Below are 18,232 nucleotides of genomic sequence, written 5' to 3'. Positions count from 1 at the left end.
TTTAAGTTCCAACCTCTTTTAACCGCTCTGACGGGAAAAAAGACCAGGAGCACGATGTATTTGTACGGCGTTTCGGTACGACTTACACATAGGATTTACGATAGGTTAGATGTGCACGCCTAATCCATCAGTAAAACCATTGTCGTGTCCACCAAGCCTGCGCGGGACCCACGTTACGCCGCACGCGTAACGCCAATGTTGCGACGTTACGTTACGAAACAACCGAAACCATTCTCATTCATCCGCTCTTAAACAGATTCAACAATCTTTCAGTTTCCGTAACCCCCTTTTCCGACAAGGAATTGCCTCGTTTAAAACCTGTTGTCGACCCGTCGGGCAGCGAAATGGCACGACAGTTGCAGAGTAGTCCTCGCATCACTCAACACAACGCAGTTCACAACACATTTTTAATGCGAGGAAGAAATGGACATTAAGGTTATCCCTCATGGCGTGTTCCGGACGACTCTGATCGCGGCCACCGTTGCAGCCATGCTCTCCCTCTCCGCGTGCGGCGGCTCCGGTTCGATCAGCAAGGGCGTCAGCGGCGGCTCCAGCTCGGGCGGCGGCGATACGATCTCCACGTCGGGCGGCAACGGCACGAGCGGCACCTCGGGTACGAGCGGTACCTCCGGCACCAGCGGCAGCTCGGGCACCAGCGGCAGCTCGGGCACGAGCGGCACAAGCGGCACGTCCGGCACCAGCGGCACCTCGGGTACGAGCGGCACGTCGGGCACCAGCGGAACCTCGGGCACGAGCGGTACGTCCGGCACCTCGGGTATCTCGTCGAACGCCGTGGGAACTGTCCTCGCACAAAGCGGCAACATCATCACGAATGCCGGCGGCACCGTGTCGGGCCTCGGCACCGTCATCGCCGGCCAGTCGCTGCCGGGCGTCAATCCCGCCACGACACAAGCCGCGGGCGGCATCGTGCAAAGCGTAGGCGGCGCGGTCACCGCGCTGGGCAACGGCCTCGGCAGCGGACTCGGCCAGCTCGGTGCGACGAAGGATCCCGTCGGCACCACCGTCGCCAGCACCGGCGGCGTGGTCAATCAGCTCGGCGGCGCAGTCACGCAAACCGGCAATCTGGTCACGAGCCTCGGCAGCGGCCCGCTGTCGCCGCTCGCGCCGGTCACGGGCGCCGTCGGCGGCCTCGTATCGACGCTCGGCGGCGCCGTGTCGAACGGCGGCACCACGCTCACCAACGTGCTGTCGACCGGCCCGATCCAGCAGGTCACGCAAACGGTCAGCTCGGCCATCACGCCGATCACGACGATGGTCGGCCAGACGACCCAGACGATCGGCGCGGCAACCGGCCTCGGCGCACCGGTCAACACGCTGCTCGGCACGATCGGCAACGGCCTGAACCAGGCCGGCGCCCTGCTCGCGTCGACGGGCGGCAACCCGGTCACCACGGGCCTCGGCGGCACCGTCTCGTCGACGGGCAACACCGTGAAGGCCGTCGGCGGCCTGCTCACGGGCAGCACCGGCGGGGCGACCAACCCGCTCGCCCCGCTCACGGGTCTCGTTTCCACGGTGACCGGCGCACTCGGCGGCGCAACGGGTGGCGGCAGCGGCCCGCTCGCACCGGTCACGGGCCTCGTCTCGACGGTCACCGGCGCACTGGGCGGCGCAGCAGGCGGCGGCAGCGGCCCGCTCGCACCGGTCACGGGCCTCGTCTCGACGGTCACCGGCGCGCTCGGCGGCGCAACAGGCGGCGGCAGCGGCCCGCTCGCACCGGTTACCGGCCTCGTCTCGACGGTCACCGGCGCGCTCGGCGGCGCAACGGGCGGCGGCAGCGGCCCGCTCGCACCGGTTACCGGCCTCGTCTCGACGGTCACCGGCGCGCTCGGCGGCGCAACGGGCGGCACCAGCGGCAGCCCGCTCGCGCCGGTCACGGGTCTCCTCGGCGCGGTCACGGGTGCGCTCGGTGGCGTCACGGGTGGCGCCGCAGGCAGCAGCCCGCTCGCCCCGGTCACGAACGCCGTCTCCACGGTGACGAGCACCGTCGGCGCACCGGCGCTGAGTGGCGGCACGGGTACCGTCACGAACTCGGGTTCGTCGTCGAACCTGCTTGCGCCCGTCACGTCGCTGATCGGCGGCCTGCTCGGCGGCACGCACAAGTAATCCGACATCCATCCATCGAAAAGACAGCGAGGAGCCCATCATGTCCCAGCAACGTTCCATCACGACGGTCGCCCTGCGCCAGTGGCGCGCGCCCCTCACCGCCTTCGCCGCAGCGTGCCTGCTGGCCGCCTGCGGCGGTGGCGGCGTCAGCTCGCCGCCGACCAGCAGCAACGACAACAACAACCCGAGCACGAGCGGCACGTCCGGCACGAGCGGTACCAGCGGCTCGCCGACGGGCACCAAGGGTGTCATCAGCACGGTCGGCCAGACGGCCACGGACCTCGGCAGCACGGTCGGCAACATCAGCCTGCCAGGCCTCGGCGACGGCGTGACGAAGGGTGTCGGCAGCACGCTGTCCAGCACCGGCACGATCGTCGGCGCGGCGGCCGATGCCGTGAGCAACGGGCTGGGGCAGATCGGCTCGACGAAGGATCCGGTCGGCACCACGGTGGCCGGTCTCGGCAACGTCGTCGGCGCGACCAGCAACACGGTGTCCGGCCTGAGCTCGACCGTCAAGGCGCTGGGCACGGGCCCCCTGGCGCCGCTCGCGCCGGTCACGACGCCGGTCGGCACCGTACTCGACACGGTCGCCAACGGCCTGACGGCCGCCGGCACGACGATCGGCTCGACGCTGTCGTCGGGCGCCGTGCAGCAGGTCACGCAGCCGATCAGCTCGGCGATCACCCCGCTCGTGATCACCGCCGGCAAGGTCACGCAGCAGGTCGGCACGACGACCGGCCTCGGCCAACCCGTGTCGGGCCTGCTCGGCCAGATCGGCGGCGCCATCAGCTCGGCCGGCAAGCAGGTCGGCAGCACGTCGAGCCAGCCGCTCGTCGGCGACGTCGGCCAGCTCGTGAGCGCGGTCGGCAATACCGTGACCAACACCGGCGGCCTCGTCAATCCGAACGGCCCGAACGGCGCGGCACCGATTCCCGGCCTGATCACGAGCCTCGTCGGCGGCTCGACGGCAACCGTCCAGAACGGCTCGTCGTCGGGTTCCGGTTCGACGAACCCGCTCGGCGGCCTGCTGTCGGGTCTCGGCTCGACGCCGCTCGGCTCGCTCACGGGCGCAGTCGGCGGTGCAACGGGCGGCTCGGGCAGCGGTCCGCTCGCGCCGGTCACGAATCTCGTGTCGACGGTCACGGGTACGCTCGGCGGCGCAACGGGCGGCGCAGGCAGTGCAAACCCTCTCGCGCCCGTCACCGGTTTGCTGAATACTGTCACCGGAGCAGTAGGCGGCGCAGCGGGATCCGGGGGCTCGAGCCCGCTCGCGCCGGTCACGTCGCTGGTCGGCAGCGTGTCGGGTTCGGCATCGTCGGGCAGCGGTTCGACGGGCCTGCTGGCACCGGTCACGGGGTTGCTGGGTACGTTGGGTAGCGTCGGCAAGTAAGGAGGACGGTCGCGCCATCGCAGCCGGAGCGAATGGCGCAGCCGTACGAACACAACCGGCATGGCGGCACGCGGCGCGCGACACCCAGATGTCGCGCGCCGGCATTACAAAGAAGACGAAAAGCAAGGCCTACGAGGAAGAACAATGAAATCCAGACTCGACAGATGGATGATGCTGCTCGCCATCGCGGCGGCAGGCACGGTACAGGCGCAAACGCGCGTCGGCGGCAATCCGCTCGACTCCCTTCCCCAGATCAACGCACCGAAGACGGGCCCGAACGTCACCGTTCAGGTCGCGCCGCAGGCGCCGCAATTGCAGGCGCTGCTGTCGCGGCACCTGACGCCGAAGACGTTTCAGGTCGAAGGCGTGAAGTCGATACCGTTCGAGGAAATCACGCGCCGCTTCACGCCGCTCGTCGGCAAGGACATTACGATCGGCGAGCTGATCGAAACCGCCAACGGCGTGACGAAGCTGTACCAGGAACGCGGCTACGCGCTGTCGTTCGCGTTCGTTCCCGCGCAGACGTTCGAGAACGGCGTCGTGCGCATCACGGTGGTCGAAGGCTATGTGTCGGACGTCAAGGTCACCGGCAAACCCGGCGCGATGGAACCGAAGATTCGCGCGATTGCTGCCCACATCACGGACGATCGCCCGCTGCGCCGCGCGACGTTCGAACGCTACGTGAACACGTTTGGACTGCTGCCAGGCCTCACGGTGAAGGCGAACGTGCCGCCGCCGCAGACCACCGACGGTGCGACGACGCTCGAACTCGCGGTCGATCGCAAGCCGTTCAACGTCAGCACGGGGATCGACTTCAACCACCCGGGCGTCCAGGGCCTCATCACCGCGACCGAAAACGGCCTCACGCGGTTCGGCGAACAGTTGAGCATTTCGGCGCTCGCGCCGCCGGGACGCGACAAGCAGACCTACTTCGCGTTCAGCGGCGCGGTGCCGGTCGGCAGCAACGGCCTGATCACGCGCCTCGATGCCAGCACGTATCGCGGCAAGCCGACCGACAACCCGGGATTGCCTTCGACCGTCGAGCGCACCGTCAAGAACGAGAAACTGGGTCTTTCGGCTTCCTATCCGATCTTGCTGAACAATCAGCGCAGCCTGCTCGGCACCGTGTCGGGTTATGCGTCGCACAACGAGGACCGCTACCAGAACAAGATCAACGGGGCGACGCTCGACAACCGGTCGCAGGTTCGTGTTCTTCAACTGCAGCTTGACTACACGAGTGTTCAGCCGAAGCAGGTGCAAAAATTGAGCGTCAACGTCGCCAAGGCATTCGACATCCTCGGTGCATCGAAGTCGCAGATCGGTACGAACGGCGGCACTACAATAAACTATGACGACCCGATCTCGCTGACCTTCGTTCGCACCGGCGCGACCTTCACGCAGACGAACGAATGGCCGTTCCGGATCGGCACGTCGGTGTCGCTGACGGGGCAATACAGTCCCGACTCGCTGCCGACGTCCGAACAGATCTCGTTCGGCTCGACCCGTTACGCGCTCGGCTACCAGCCGGGCGAAACGTCGGGCGACTCGGGCTGGGGGATGTCGCTGGAAATCAACCGCGGCTTCACACCGGGCTGGACGTATTTGAAATCGATCACGCCGTACATCGCATACGACATGGCGCGCGTGTATCTGCACGCGGGCACGCCCTCGCCGAACCGCATGTCGTCGGTCGGCATCGGCGTGCGGCTCACGGACAGCCGCTACTACAGCCTCGACCTGAACGTCGCCAAACCGGTCGGCGATGCGCCGGTCGAAAGCGCGTCACGCAGCCCGCGCATCAACGCCGCATTCTCTTATCAGCTCAACTGATCGGTCACCAAAGTCACGAACGGCCAGCGTCATGCTGGTCGTTTCGATTAGAGTCCCCTCTATCAAACGCAGCGTGCGGTTTCACGTATTCTGGCGAAGCTCGCAACATGCCCGCCCCATGCAGACGGTCGTGCGAGCGAATCGAACAGACATGCAAAACAAGGAGGATGACAATGATTCGACTGACCCGCCCGTTGCGGGCGATCGCCATCGCCGGCGCCCTGCTCGCGTGCGCAGCCCCCACGTTCGCACAAGCCGACAGCCCGATCGGCATGTGGCAAACGATCGACGACAACACCCATCAACCGAAGGCGCTCGTGCAGATCGCCGAGGACGGCGACGGCGCGCTGACGGGCAAGGTCGTCAAGGGCCTCGGCGCGAACGATACGCCCGATCGCCGCTGCACCGCGTGCACGGACGAGCGCAAGGATCAGCTCATCAAGGGCATGACGATCATCAAGGCGATGAAGAAGGACGGCGACCACTGGGACGGCGGCAACATCCTCGACCCGGAGAACGGCAAGGTCTACAAGTGCAAGATGACGCTTGAAGACGGCGGCCAGAAGCTCGTGGTGCGCGGCTACATCGGCGTGTCGCTGCTGGGCCGGTCGCAAACCTGGGTTCGCCAGCAATAACGCCATACGCGTCAGAACGCGCGGCTCAGCTGAGCGCGGTTCAATGAAAAATCGGCCTGCGACGACGTCGCCAGGCCGATTTCTTTTGGTGCGCGCGCAACGAAAAAACGATGACCCTCATGCCGCGTGCTTCATTGCATCCGATGCATAGCTACCCGGCGCACGATATGCGGGCGCCGCGTTGCTACGCGCCTCCGCCGCCTTCGATTGCGTGTGCTTGCGCATCCGCGCGGACAGTTCATTGCACAGATTCATGCCGGCGTCGCCATAGAGTTCACGCATCACGTTCATCAGCGTGCCCGTTTCATGCCACACCTTGAAACGGCGATGACATGTTTGATACGACGGGTAACGGCGCGGCATGGCCGACCATGTCGCGCCACTGTAGATCACCCAGAGCACACCGTTGAGCACGGCCCGCGTATTGGCTAACGGCCGGCCGCGCAACTCGGTGCGCGGCTGCATTTCGGGCAGAAGCGGCGCGACGCAGCGCCATTCTTGGTCGGTCAAATCGCGATACGGTGTCATGGACATCTCCAGCCTTAATAACCATGACACCACAATATCGGCTCACCTCAACGATGAATATAAGACAAATCCGAAAATACCCGGAGATCGGCGAAATCTAACCGAAATTGACGTTTAAATGCCGCTAATTGCCCGAGCCGGCAAGCGGCTCAGGTCAACGACGTATCGACGATGCGGCGCGGCGTTTCGAGATACTCCTTCGACTGCATCTCGACGATGCGCGAGACCGTACGCGCGAATTCGTTGGCCATCGGCCCTTCGACGTACAACGCCTCGGCCGGCACCGCCGCGGACATCAGCAACTTGACCTTGTGGTCGTACAGTACGTCGATGAGCCAAGTGAAACGGCGCGCTTCCGACGCCATCCGCGGCGACATCTGCGGCACCTCGGACAGCACGATCGCATGGAAGCGACTCGCCAGCTCGAGGTAATCGTTCTGCGAACGCGGGCCGCCGCACAGCGTCGCGAAATCGAACCACACGACGCCGTCCGCCTTGCGCAGCGCCTTCAGCTCGCGCTTCTCGATATGCAGGATCGGGCTCTCGTCGGGCACGGCCGCGAGCTTGCCGAATGCATGTCGCAGTTCGCGATCGGCCTCCGCGCCGAGCGGCGTGTGATACATCTTCACCTGCGCAAGGGTGCGCTGACGATAGTCGACCCCCGCGTCGACGTTGAGCACGTCGAGCTTTTCCTTGATCAGCGCGATCGCCGGCAGCATGCGGTCGCGATGCAGGCCGTCCGGATACAGGTCGTCGGGATCGTAATTGGACGTCATCACGAACTGCACGCCGTTGTTGAACAGGCGGTCGAGCAGGCGATACAGGATCATCGCGTCGGCGATGTCCGATACGTGGAACTCGTCGAAGCAGATCAACCGATAGCGTTTCGCGATGCGTCGCGCGAGTTCGTCGAGCGGATCGGCCTGCCCTTTCAGCTCCTCGAGCTCGCGGTGCACTTCGCGCATGAATTCGTGGAAATGCAGGCGTGTCTTGCGCTGCACGGGCACCACCGCGTAGAAGCTGTCCATCAGGAAGCTCTTGCCGCGGCCGACACCGCCCCACATGTAGACGCCGCGCGGGAGATCCGGGTGATTGATGAGCTTCTTGAACGCGTTCGAGCGGCGCGCCTTGTAGTCGACCCATTCGTCGAAACAGCGCTGCAGGCGATCGACGGCCGCGCGCTGAGCGGGATCGGACTGATAGCCGCGCGTGGTCAACTCGCGTGTGTAGTATTCGGTGACGTTCATCAGGGCAAACCGGAAAAAACAAAGGCGAGCGGGAAAACCCGCCCGCCCTCGTCATGAGACGGTTGCGCCAGCCGGTGGCCGGCCGGCGCTATACCGCGCTCAGCTGTTCAGCGAGCGCTTGTCGACGGCGAGCGCCGCTTCGCGCATCACTTCCGACATCGACGGGTGCGGATGGCAGATGCGGGCGATGTCTTCCGACGCCGCCTTGAACTCCATCGCCACCACGGCTTCCGCGATCAGGTCCGACGCGTTCGCCGCGATCACGTGCACGCCGAGCAGCTCGTCGGTCTTCGCGTCCGCGATCATCTTCACGAAACCGTCCGGCGCGTTCATGCCGAGCGCGCGGCCGTTGATCGAGAACGGGAACTTGCCCGTCTTGATCTCGCGACCTTCCGCCTTCAGCTGCTGCTCCGTCTTGCCGACCCATGCGATTTCCGGGTACGTGTAGATCACCCACGGAATGCAGTTGTAGTCGATGTGCGGCTTCTGGCCGTCGATCACTTCCGCGACCAGCACGCCTTCGTCTTCCGCCTTGTGCGCGAGCATCGGGCCGCGCACCACGTCGCCGATCGCGTAGACGTTCGGCACCGCCGTGCGGCAGTGGTCGTCCACGTCGATGAAGCCGCGCTCGTTCGCCTTCAGGCCGATGGCCTCGAGGCCGAGATTGTCGGTGTTCGGCACACGGCCGACCGACACGATCAGGCGGTCGGCGTCGAGCGTCTGCGCGTTGCCGTCCTTGTCCGTGTAGGCGATCGACACGCCGTTCGCGGTCGTCTTCACGTCGCCGATCTTCACGCCGAGATGGATGTCGAGTCCCTGCTTCTTGAACAGCTTCGCCGCTTCCTTCGCGAGGGCTTCGTCGGCCGCGCCGAGGAACGCCGGCAGCGCTTCGAGCACCGTCACGTCGGCACCCAGGCGGCGCCACACCGAGCCGAGCTCGAGGCCGATCACGCCCGCGCCGATCACGGCGAGCTTCTTCGGCACCGAGTCGAACGTCAGCGCACCTTCGTTGTCCGACACGATCTTGTTGTCGACCGGAATGTTCGGCAGATGACGCGCCTTCGAACCCGTCGCGATGATCACGTTCTTCGCGGTGACGACTTCGGTTTCACCCTCGCCGCTCACTTCGATCTGCACGCCGGCGTCGGTCTTGCCGGTGAACTTGCCATGGCCCTTCAGCCAGGTGATCTTGTTCTTTTTGAACAGGAACTCGATCCCGCTCGTCATCTTCTCGACGATCGCGTCCTTGCGGCCGAGCATCTTCGCGACGTCGATCTTCACGCCGTCGACCGTGATGCCGTGGTCGGCCAGGTGATGCGACGTGTTCTCGAACTCTTCCGACGATGCGAGCAGCGCCTTCGACGGGATGCAGCCCACGTTCAGGCAGGTGCCGCCGAGCTTCAGCGCGCCGGCCGGGTTCTTCCACTTCTCGATACAGGCAACGGTCTTGCCGAGCTGCGCGGCGCGAATCGCGGCGATGTAGCCGCCGGGGCCGGCGCCGATCACGACGACGTCAAATTCCTTGGACATGACAATCCTTTCCACTTGTACGCCCGCAGGTTCGCGCGTAGGCGCGAACCTGCGGAACGGGTCGATGCAGTGAGACTCGGCTTACAGGTCGAGCAGCAGACGTGCCGGATCTTCCAGCGCATCCTTCATCGCGACGAGCGACAGCACGGCTTCGCGGCCGTCGATGATGCGGTGGTCGTACGACAGCGCGAGGTAGTTGATCGGGCGGATCACGATCTGGCCGTTTTCGACGACCGGACGCTCCTTCGTCGCGTGCACGCCGAGGATGGCCGACTGCGGCGGGTTGATGATCGGGGTCGACAGCATCGAGCCGAACACGCCGCCGTTCGAGATCGAGAACGTACCGCCCGTCATTTCCTCGATCGACAGCTTGCCGTCCTTCGCCTTCTGGCCGAATTCGGCGATCTTCTTCTCGATCTCGGCGAGGCTCAGCTGATCCGCGTTGCGCAGGATCGGCACGACCAGGCCGCGCGGCGAACCGACCGCGATACCGATGTCGAAGTAGCCGTGATAGACGATGTCGTTACCGTCGATCGACGCGTTCACGAGCGGGAACTTCTTCAGCGCGTGCACGGCCGCCTTCACGAAGAACGACATGAAGCCGAGCTTCACGCCGTGTTCCTTCTCGAACTTGTCCTTGTACTTGTTGCGCAGCTCCATGACCGGAGCCATGTTGACTTCGTTGAACGTCGTCAGGATCGCGTTGGTCTGCTGCGACTCGAGCAGACGCTCGGCGATCCGCGCACGCAGGCGCGACATCGGCACGCGCTGTTCCGGACGGTCGTTCAGCCAGGTCGCTGCCGACGCAGGCACCTTCACTTCCGGCAGCGTCGGCTTCGCGGCGGCGGTCTTCGCCGGTGCGGCGGCCGGAGCAGCCTTCGGTGCGCTGCCTGCGGCCAGCGCATCGCCCTTGGTGACGCGGCCGTCGCGGCCCGAACCTGCGACGTCGCCTGCCGACAGGCCCTTCTCGGCCAGCAGCTTCGACGCGGCCGGCGATGCTGCAGCCGAGCTCGACGCGGTTGCGGCAGCCGGCTGGGCTGCCGGTGCGGCTGCAGCGGGTGCTGCCGCCGGCTTCACTTCGGCCGCGCCTGCCGCTGCTTCGGCGGCACCTGCCTTCGCTTCGGTGTCGATCGTCGCGATGATCTGGTCGGCAACGACGGTGTCACCGTCGTTCTGCAGCACTTGCGCGAGCACGCCCGCGGCCGGCGCCGGCACTTCGAGCACGACCTTGTCGGTCTCGAGCTCGATCAGGATTTCGTCCTGCGCGACTGCTTCGCCCGGCTTCTTCTTCCACTGCAGCATGGTGGCTTCCGACACCGACTCCGAAAGCTGGGGGACTTTGACTTCTACGATAGCCATGTGATTTTCCTGGATGCTTAATCTGGGGTATGACGAGGTTCGTGCGATTCCTTCGGCCGGTGCGGCGCGCGACGCGCCCGGGGGCCAAAAGGGACGGGAAAGCGCCGCGCGCCTTCCCGTTTCGCTTGACGTCGGTTATTTCGCGATCGATGCGCTCTTCAGGCGGCCGAATGCACCTTCGATCAGGGCCTTCTGCTGCTCGTAGTGCTTCGCGTAGTAGCCAACCGCCGGCGAGGCCGAAGCCGGACGGCCGCTGTATGCCAGCTTCTGCCCTTCCTTCATGCCTTCCTTCAGGTGGTGCTCGACGTAGAACCAGGGGCCCTGGTTCTGCGGCTCGTCCTGCACCCAGACCACTTCCGTCGCGTTCTCGTACTTCTTCATTTCGGCTTCGAACTGCTTGTGCGCGAACGGATACAGTTGCTCGATACGGATGATCGCGACGTCGTTCGCCTTCGCTTCGCGGCGGTGCGCGACGAGGTCGTAATACACGCGGCCCGAGCATGCCAGCACGCGCTTGACCTTCTTCGCGTCGATGCCGCCGTCGGTTTCGCCCAGCACCGGCTGGAACGAGCCCTTCGCCAGTTCCGACAGGTCCGACACGGCTTCCTTGTGACGCAGCAGCGACTTCGGCGTGGCGACGATCAGCGGCTTGCGGAACAGGCGGATCATCTGGCGACGCAGCAGGTGGAAAATCTGCGCCGGCGTCGTCGGCTGGACGACCTGCATGTTGTGGTCGGCACACAGTTGCAGGAAACGCTCGATACGCGTGGACGAGTGTTCCGGACCCTGGCCTTCGTAGCCGTGCGGCAGCAGCATCGTGAGACCCGACACGCGGCCCCACTTCACTTCGCCCGACGAGATGAACTGGTCGATCACGACCTGCGCGCCGTTGACGAAGTCGCCGAACTGCGCTTCCCACAGCACGAGCGTGTTCGGCTCGGCGGTCGAGTAACCGTATTCGAAGCCCAGCACCGCTTCTTCCGACAGCACCGAATCGATCACCGTGAACTTCGCCTGACCGTCGGCGATGTTCTGCAGCGGCACGTACGTGCCGTCGTTCCAGCGCTCGCGGTTCTGGTCATGCAGCACCGCGTGACGGTGCGTGAACGTGCCGCGGCCCGAGTCCTGGCCCGTCAGGCGCACCGAGTAGCCCGATGCGACGAGCGACGCGAACGCGAGGTGTTCGCCCATGCCCCAGTCGAGCGGCTGGTCGCCGCGCGCCATGTTGCGGCGGTCGTTGATCACGCGCTCGACGAGCGGGTGAACCTTGAAGTTTTCCGGGACCGTCGTGATGCGTTCGCCGAGGCGCTTCAGTTCGGCGAGCGGCACGGCCGTGTCGGCTGCGTCCGTCCACTTGCGGTTCAGGAACGGAACCCAGTCGACCGCGTACTTGCTCTTGTAGTTCGACAGGACCGGATCGACGGTGTGGTGGCCGTCGTCCATCGCCTTGCGGTACGCCTTCACGTAGTTGTCGGCGTCTTCCGCGGTGATCACGCCCTGCTGCACGAGCTTCTCGGCGTACAGCGCACGGGTGCCCGGGTGCTGCGCGATCTTCTTGTACATCAGCGGCTGCGTGACCGCCGGCGTGTCCTGCTCGTTGTGACCCAGCTTGCGGAAGCAGACGATGTCGATCACGACATCCTTGTGGAACTGCATCCGGTAGTCGATCGCGATCTGGATCGCGAGCACGACGGCTTCCGGATCGTCGCCGTTCACGTGCAGCACCGGCGCTTCGATCATCTTGACGACGTCGGTACAGTACAGCGTCGAGCGCGCGTCGCGCGGGTCGGACGTCGTGAAGCCGATCTGGTTGTTGATGACGATGTGCAGCGTGCCGTGCGTGCCGTAACCGCGCGTCTGCGCGAGGTTCAGCGTTTCCATCACGACGCCCTGGCCGGCGAAGGCCGCGTCGCCGTGGATCTGCACCGGCAGCACTTGCAGGCCGTCTTCGTCGCCGCGACGGTCCATCCGTGCCTTCGCGGAACCTTCGACCACCGGGTTCACGATTTCGAGGTGCGACGGGTTGAACGCGAGCGACAGGTGGACCGGGCCCCCTTCCGTCGACACGTCCGACGAGAAGCCCTTGTGGTATTTCACGTCACCGGCCGGCAGGTCGTCGACGTGCTTGCCTTCGAATTCGGCGAACAGGTCGGCCGGCATCTTGCCCAGCGTGTTGACCAGCACGTTCAGACGGCCGCGGTGAGCCATGCCGATGATGATTTCCTGCACGCCGCTCTTGCCGGCGTGCTGGACGACTTCGTCCATCGCCGCGATGAAGCTTTCGCCGCCTTCGAGCGAGAAGCGCTTCTGGCCGACGTACTTGGTGTGCAGGTAGCGCTCGAGGCCTTCGGCGGCCGTCAGGCGATTCAGGATGTGCTTCTTCTTGTCGACCGAGAACGACGGCGTCGCGCGGGTCGACTCCAGACGCTCCTGCCACCAGCGCTTCTGTTCCGGATCGCTGATGTACATGTACTCGGCGCCGATCGTGCCGCAGTACGTGTCGCGCAGACCCTTGACGATGTCGCGCAGCGAAGCCTGGTCGAAGCCGAAGTACAGGTTGCTTGCGCTGTACGTCTGGTCGAGGTCGCCTTCGGAGAAGTCGTAGAAAGCCGGTTCGAGTTCGGGAATGGCGGGACGTTCGCGACGCTTCAGCGGATCGAGGTTGGCCCATTGCGAGCCGAGGAAGCGGTAGGCGCTGATCAGCGACTGGACGTGCACCTGCTTGCGTGCGGTCGCGAGATTGCTCGTGCTTTCGCGCGGGATGAAGGCATTGGCCTTCGCACGCTCGGCGAACGATTCGACGATCGGGAAGTGAGCGACGTCATTGGCGTTCGAGCCGTCCGTCGCGGGCACGTTCTGCAGCGCGTCGAAATACTCTCGCCAGTTCTCCGGCACCGACGCCGGATTGTTGAGGTATGCATCGTACAGTTCTTCAACGTACGAAGCATTGCCGCCGAACAGATAGGAGTTCAGCTGGAACTGCTTCATTACATCTGACATTTTACGCTCACCTTTCTTCGAGCTTCTCGAGAAATAGCGGGTTACTCAACCTTCCGCGACACGGCCTGACCGTTTAGCGGATTGCGAATCAAGTCTTGCTTGGAAGGACCTAAAACTTGCGTGCGCGCAGCATATCACAGAACCGATACCGGAGTTCACGGCGAAATGTGCCTGAAAGCACCGTGCGGCGGGGTTTTGCCGAATTGCCGCGACCCGCGGGAACAGTGTTTTTCAGACACTCCGGCTCCGCGACGCGCGGATACAAAAAAGGCTGCCCGAAGGCAGCCTTTTTCATCGTGCGCGGGAACAGTCGATGCTTAGTCAACCGCGCCCTCGCGGCTCGCGCGGCGACGCTCGTGCTCCTTCAGGAAGCGCTTGCGCAGGCGGATCGACTGCGGCGTCACTTCGACAAGTTCGTCGTCGTCGATGAATTCGACCGCGTATTCCAGCGACATCTGGACCGGCGGCACGAGACGGACGGCTTCGTCGGTACCCGACGCGCGCACGTTGGTCAGCTGCTTGCCCTTGATCGGGTTCACGACGAGATCGTTGTCGCGGCTGTGGATGCCGATGATCATGCCCTCATACAGCGCGTCGCCCGGCTTCACGAACATGCGGCCGCGATCCTGCAGCTTCCACAGTGCGTAGGCAACCGCCGCGCCGTCGTCCTGCGAGATCAGCACGCCGTTGCGGCGCTCGAACACCGAGCCGTCCTTGACCGGTGCGTACGAGTCGAAGATGTGGCTCATCAGGCCCGTGCCGCGCGTGAGCGTCAGGAATTCGCTCTGGAAGCCGATCAGGCCGCGCGCCGAGATTTTGTATTCCAGACGCGTACGGCCGCGGCCGTCCGACGCCATGTCGAGCATTTCGCCCTTGCGGCGGCCCAGCTCTTCCATCACGCCGCCCTGGTGTTCGTCCTCGACGTCGACCGTCAGCAGCTCGTACGGCTCGTGACGCACGCCGTCGATTTCCTGCATCACCACGCGCGGACGCGACACGGCCAGCTCGTAGCCTTCGCGGCGCATGTTCTCGACGAGAATCGTCAGGTGCAGTTCGCCGCGGCCCGACACTTCGAACACCGTTTCGTCGCCGGTATCCTTCACGCGCAGCGCGACGTTGTGGTTCAGTTCCTTCATCAGACGATCGCGGATCTGGCGGCTCGTCACGAACTTGCCTTCGCGGCCGGCGAGCGGCGACGAGTTGACGAGGAAGTTCATCGTCAGCGTCGGCTCGTCGACGGTGATCATCGGCAGCGCTTCCGGCGTGTCGACCGCGCAGATCGTCGCGCCGATGCCGACGTCTTCAATACCGTTGATCAGCACGATGTCGCCCGCTTCGGCCGATTCGACCTGCACGCGCTCCAGCCCCTTGAACGACAGCACCTGGTTGATCTTGCGGTTCAGCACGTCGCCTTCCGGGCCGAAGCGCATCACGACCGGCTGGCCCGGCTTGATGCGGCCGCGCGTGATGCGGCCGACGCCGATCCGGCCGACGTACGTCGAATAGTCGAGCGACGTGATCTGGAGCTGCAGCGGCGCTTCCGGATCGGCCGGGCGAACCGGCACGTGCTCGAGGATCGCCTCGAACAGCGGGCGCATGTCGCCTTCGCGCGCGGCCGGGTCGAGCGACGCGTAGCCGTTCAGGCCCGATGCGTAGACGATCGGGAAGTCGAGCTGCTCCTCGGTCGCGCCGAGCTTGTCGAACAGGTCGAAGGTCTGGTTGATCACCCAGTCGATCCGCGCGCCCGGACGATCGATCTTGTTGACGACGACGATCGGCTTCAGGCCGAGCGCGAGCGCCTTCTTCGTGACGAAGCGCGTTTGCGGCATCGGGCCTTCGACCGCGTCGACGAGCAGCAGCACCGAATCGACCATCGACAGCACGCGCTCGACTTCGCCGCCGAAGTCCGCGTGCCCCGGCGTGTCGACGATGTTGACGTGCGTGCCTTCGTATTCGACCGCGCAGTTCTTCGCGAGAATCGTGATCCCGCGCTCTTTTTCGATGTCGTTCGAGTCCATCACCCGCTCCGCAATCTGCTGGTTGTCGCGGAAGGTGCCGGACTGGCGGAGCAGTTGGTCGACGAGCGTGGTCTTGCCGTGGTCGACGTGGGCGATGATGGCGATATTGCGAAGGGCGCGGGTCATAGAAACCTGGAAATCGTTTGAACGCGCAAACGCGCGCGCTCGTTTTTCACGGGGCGCGCGCGTTGCAGCTTGAAGAGCCACAAATTATAGCACGTGCGCGTGGCGAGAGCTGACCCGCGCGTTGCAACGCAGCAAAACGGGCTATCCCGGCCTCCTTTCCCGAACCAACCAACCGGCTTTCCCCCACCGTGGCCGAACGAAAGACCTTATCGAAATAAGGGATTCTCGCCGGACAGAGCACGCGTTTTGCCGTTCGATTAACATTTGCCGCGGCAAGCAATTGTGCCTATACTGCTGCCTAGTCAACTATTGCAGCTTCAGGGTTTTATGTCGGATTCTCCCACCCCACCGCCCGTTTCGTCGCTGTCCACGTATCAGATGAACGACAGCGTCGGCTATTTGATGTCGCGCGTGAAGTCCGTGATGACCAACCTCGTCACGCAGCGCACGCAGGAAGAGCTAGGCATCACGGGCACCCAGGCGAGCATGCTGTTCATGATCGCGGTCGGCAGGTGCTCGACAGCTGCCGAACTCGCGCGCGAATACGGAATCGACGCAAGCGCGGTCACGCGCCTGCTCGACCGGGTCGAGAAACGCGGCCTGCTGTCTCGCGTGCGCAGCATCGAGGACCGGCGCGTCGTGCGCCTCGAACTCACCGACGAAGGCCGTGCGCTGGCCGAACGGCTGCCGCCCATTTTTCGCAGCGTGCTCGACCAGGTGCTGGACGGGTTTACGCCGGAAGAAGTCGGGTTCCTGAAGAGCATGCTGCGCCGCATTCTCAGCAACTATTGCGAGACGGCCGGCGGTAGCGTCACGTAATAGTTGCCATAACAATTACTTTTGACAGATTAATGTAAGGAAATCCTTGCAGTGTCCATCATTCATTCCGAGTCAGGGGTTAGCGCGATGAAAACCTCCCCGTTGTCCGTGCGCGCCGGGTCGTGCCGCGCCGCCGTCGCCGCCGCGGTCGCCGCGTTGGCGCTGGCGGGCTGCGCGAATTACATCGGCATCAAGAGCGACAAGCAGATCGCCGCCGCGTCGCAATTCGAATCCGCCCAGAGCCTGCCGGCCCAGGGCGGCCAGTGGCCGGCGCTCGACTGGGCCAGCCAGTTCGGCGATCCGCAACTGCCGAAGCTGATCGACGAAGCGCTGCAGGGCAACCCGTCGATCGCACAGGCGCAGGCGCGCATCGCGAAAGCCTCGTCGTACATCGAATCGTCCCGCTCGAACCTGATGCCGAAGGCCGAAGCCAGCTATTCGTGGACGCGCGAGCTGTATTCGTCGAACGCGCTGTTCCCGCCCCCGTACGGCGGCCAGTGGTACAGCGAGAACAATGCGCTCGCCAGCGCCTCGTGGGAACTCGACCTGTGGGGCAAGAACCGCGAACGCCTGCACACGGCCGTGTCGCAGGAAAAGGCCGCCGAAGCCGACATGCAGCAGGCGCGCATCACGCTCGCGTCGTCGGTCGCGCGCACCTACAACTCGCTCGCGCAGCTCTACGCGCTGCGCGACATCGCGCAGCGCGAGATCACCAACCGCGAAACGGTCGGCAAGATCACCGACGGCCGCGTCTCGGCCGGCCTCGACACCAACGTCGAACGCCAGACGGCCCGCGGCAACATCGCGACGACCCAGGCTTCGCTGTCGGACCTCGACGGCCAGATCACGACGGTGCGCTACCAGCTCGCCGCGCTGCTCGGCAAGGGCCCGGATCGCGGCCTGCAGATCGCGGCGCCCGTGATGAACCCGAGCGGCGACGTCACGCTGCCCGGCAACCTGCCGGCGGATCTCGTGTCGCGCCGCCCCGACATCGTCGCCGCGCGCTGGCAGGTCGAAGCCGCGATGCACGACGTGAAGGAAGCGAAGGCCGAGTTCTACCCCGACGTGAACCTCGCAGCCGGTTTCGGCTTCGATGCGTTCGGCTGGGGCAAATTCCTGAACTTCGCGAGCCGCCAGGCGCAGTTCGGCCCGGCGATCCACCTGCCGATCTTCGATGCCGGCGCGCTGCGCGCCCAGCTCAAAGGCCGCTACGCCGATTTCGACCTGTCGGTCGCGAACTACAACCAGACGCTGATCAGCGCACTGAACGACGTCGCGACGCAGGTCGCGTCGATCCGCGCGGTCGATCGCCAGATGGGCGACGCCCAACGTGCGCTCGACGCATCGACGCGCGCGTACGATCTCGCGGTCATCCGCTACAAGGCCGGCCTGTCGCCGCAACTGCAGGTGCTGACGGCGGACAGCAACCGCCTCGCATCGGAGCAGACGGTGACCAACCTGAAGATGCGTCGCCGCGACATGCAGCTCGCGCTGATCAAGGCGCTCGGCGGCGGATTCGACGCGACCGGCACGCCGCTCGCCGCGCCCGACGCCGCCACGCCGACCAAACAAGCCGCCAACTGAGCCGGCGCCACCACTACGCAGACACTCGAAATAACGGACGGA

At 64.9% G+C, this 18,232-nt stretch carries 12 protein-coding genes; 6 read left to right on the top strand and 6 right to left on the bottom strand.

Annotated features, from left to right (window positions below; genetic code table 11):
• The first annotated feature begins 423 nt into the window (after nucleotides 1-423).
• The 4 genes from CFB89_RS07350 (at nucleotide 424) to CFB89_RS07335 (ending at nucleotide 5,979) form a co-directional block, all read left to right on the top strand.
• Nucleotides 424-2,124: a collagen-like triple helix repeat-containing protein gene (locus CFB89_RS07350; RefSeq protein ID WP_089467313.1), complete on the top strand. Its 1,701-nt coding sequence runs from the start codon at nucleotides 424-426 to the stop codon at nucleotides 2,122-2,124.
• A gap of 40 nt (nucleotides 2,125-2,164) precedes the next feature.
• Nucleotides 2,165-3,514 (top strand): collagen-like triple helix repeat-containing protein, encoded by a 1,350-nt coding sequence (locus tag CFB89_RS07345; protein ID WP_089467312.1) that lies wholly within the window; start codon nucleotides 2,165-2,167, stop codon nucleotides 3,512-3,514.
• Between the two features lie 144 nt (nucleotides 3,515-3,658).
• Nucleotides 3,659-5,344 (top strand): ShlB/FhaC/HecB family hemolysin secretion/activation protein, encoded by a 1,686-nt coding sequence (locus CFB89_RS07340; protein WP_089467311.1) that lies wholly within the window; start codon nucleotides 3,659-3,661, stop codon nucleotides 5,342-5,344.
• A gap of 173 nt (nucleotides 5,345-5,517) precedes the next feature.
• Nucleotides 5,518-5,979 (top strand): DUF2147 domain-containing protein, encoded by a 462-nt coding sequence (locus CFB89_RS07335; protein ID WP_089467310.1) that lies wholly within the window; start codon nucleotides 5,518-5,520, stop codon nucleotides 5,977-5,979.
• 117 nt (nucleotides 5,980-6,096) lie between these two features.
• Here the strand turns inward: CFB89_RS07335 and CFB89_RS07330 are convergent, their stop codons facing one another.
• The 6 genes from CFB89_RS07330 to typA form a co-directional block, all read right to left on the bottom strand.
• Nucleotides 6,097-6,507, bottom strand: coding sequence for a transposase (locus CFB89_RS07330; protein ID WP_179233385.1), 411 nt, complete (start codon nucleotides 6,505-6,507; stop codon nucleotides 6,097-6,099).
• A 149-nt stretch (nucleotides 6,508-6,656) separates the two neighbouring features.
• Entirely contained in the window at nucleotides 6,657-7,754 is a 1,098-nt protein-coding gene (zapE, locus tag CFB89_RS07325; RefSeq protein WP_059499047.1) for a cell division protein ZapE, read from the bottom strand.
• A 99-nt stretch (nucleotides 7,755-7,853) separates the two neighbouring features.
• Nucleotides 7,854-9,284 (bottom strand): dihydrolipoyl dehydrogenase, encoded by a 1,431-nt coding sequence (lpdA, locus tag CFB89_RS07320; RefSeq protein WP_059499048.1) that lies wholly within the window; start codon nucleotides 9,282-9,284, stop codon nucleotides 7,854-7,856.
• Nucleotides 9,285-9,365: 81 nt separating this feature from the next.
• Complete coding sequence (gene odhB, locus CFB89_RS07315; RefSeq protein ID WP_089467308.1) at nucleotides 9,366-10,643, bottom strand: 2-oxoglutarate dehydrogenase complex dihydrolipoyllysine-residue succinyltransferase; 1,278 nt, start codon at nucleotides 10,641-10,643, stop codon at nucleotides 9,366-9,368.
• Nucleotides 10,644-10,778: 135 nt separating this feature from the next.
• Nucleotides 10,779-13,643 carry a 2-oxoglutarate dehydrogenase E1 component gene (locus CFB89_RS07310; protein ID WP_089467307.1) on the bottom strand — a complete coding sequence of 955 codons (2,865 nt, stop codon included), beginning with the start codon at nucleotides 13,641-13,643 and terminating at the stop codon, nucleotides 10,779-10,781.
• Nucleotides 13,644-13,960: 317 nt separating this feature from the next.
• Nucleotides 13,961-15,787 carry a translational GTPase TypA gene (gene typA, locus CFB89_RS07300; RefSeq protein ID WP_006476159.1) on the bottom strand — a complete coding sequence of 609 codons (1,827 nt, stop codon included), beginning with the start codon at nucleotides 15,785-15,787 and terminating at the stop codon, nucleotides 13,961-13,963.
• Between the two features lie 327 nt (nucleotides 15,788-16,114).
• On the opposite strand from typA, the gene CFB89_RS07295 reads away from it, so the two are divergent.
• Together CFB89_RS07295 and CFB89_RS07290 are read left to right on the top strand one after the other, a co-directional pair.
• Complete coding sequence (locus CFB89_RS07295; RefSeq protein ID WP_089467305.1) at nucleotides 16,115-16,606, top strand: MarR family winged helix-turn-helix transcriptional regulator; 492 nt, start codon at nucleotides 16,115-16,117, stop codon at nucleotides 16,604-16,606.
• An 87-nt stretch (nucleotides 16,607-16,693) separates the two neighbouring features.
• Entirely contained in the window at nucleotides 16,694-18,190 is a 1,497-nt protein-coding gene (locus CFB89_RS07290) for an efflux transporter outer membrane subunit (RefSeq protein WP_089467304.1), read from the top strand.
• The last annotated feature ends 42 nt before the right edge of the window (nucleotides 18,191-18,232 follow it).

The organism is Burkholderia sp. AU16741, from assembly GCF_002223345.1.
GTDB classification, from domain to species: Bacteria; Pseudomonadota; Gammaproteobacteria; order Burkholderiales; family Burkholderiaceae; genus Burkholderia; species Burkholderia sola.
Note: the sequence above shows the minus strand (reverse complement) of the source record. Positions and strands in the feature narration are given on the sequence as shown.

What these genes read in the sequence shown, in the direction of transcription:
- CFB89_RS07345 (WP_089467312.1), top strand. Translation starts at nt 2,165, where the DNA reads ATGTCCCAGCAACGTTCCATCACGACGGTCGCCCTGCGCCAGTGGCGC.
- zapE (WP_059499047.1), bottom strand. Translation starts at nt 7,754, where the DNA reads ATGAACGTCACCGAATACTACACACGCGAGTTGACCACGCGCGGCTAT.
- CFB89_RS07340 (WP_089467311.1), top strand. Translation starts at nt 3,659, where the DNA reads ATGAAATCCAGACTCGACAGATGGATGATGCTGCTCGCCATCGCGGCG.
- lpdA (WP_059499048.1), bottom strand. Translation starts at nt 9,284, where the DNA reads ATGTCCAAGGAATTTGACGTCGTCGTGATCGGCGCCGGCCCCGGCGGC.
- CFB89_RS07335 (WP_089467310.1), top strand. Translation starts at nt 5,518, where the DNA reads ATGATTCGACTGACCCGCCCGTTGCGGGCGATCGCCATCGCCGGCGCC.
- CFB89_RS07310 (WP_089467307.1), bottom strand. Translation starts at nt 13,643, where the DNA reads ATGTCAGATGTAATGAAGCAGTTCCAGCTGAACTCCTATCTGTTCGGC.
- odhB (WP_089467308.1), bottom strand. Translation starts at nt 10,643, where the DNA reads ATGGCTATCGTAGAAGTCAAAGTCCCCCAGCTTTCGGAGTCGGTGTCG.
- CFB89_RS07350 (WP_089467313.1), top strand. Translation starts at nt 424, where the DNA reads ATGGACATTAAGGTTATCCCTCATGGCGTGTTCCGGACGACTCTGATC.
- CFB89_RS07290 (WP_089467304.1), top strand. Translation starts at nt 16,694, where the DNA reads ATGAAAACCTCCCCGTTGTCCGTGCGCGCCGGGTCGTGCCGCGCCGCC.
- typA (WP_006476159.1), bottom strand. Translation starts at nt 15,787, where the DNA reads ATGACCCGCGCCCTTCGCAATATCGCCATCATCGCCCACGTCGACCAC.
- CFB89_RS07295 (WP_089467305.1), top strand. Translation starts at nt 16,115, where the DNA reads ATGTCGGATTCTCCCACCCCACCGCCCGTTTCGTCGCTGTCCACGTAT.
- CFB89_RS07330 (WP_179233385.1), bottom strand. Translation starts at nt 6,507, where the DNA reads ATGACACCGTATCGCGATTTGACCGACCAAGAATGGCGCTGCGTCGCG.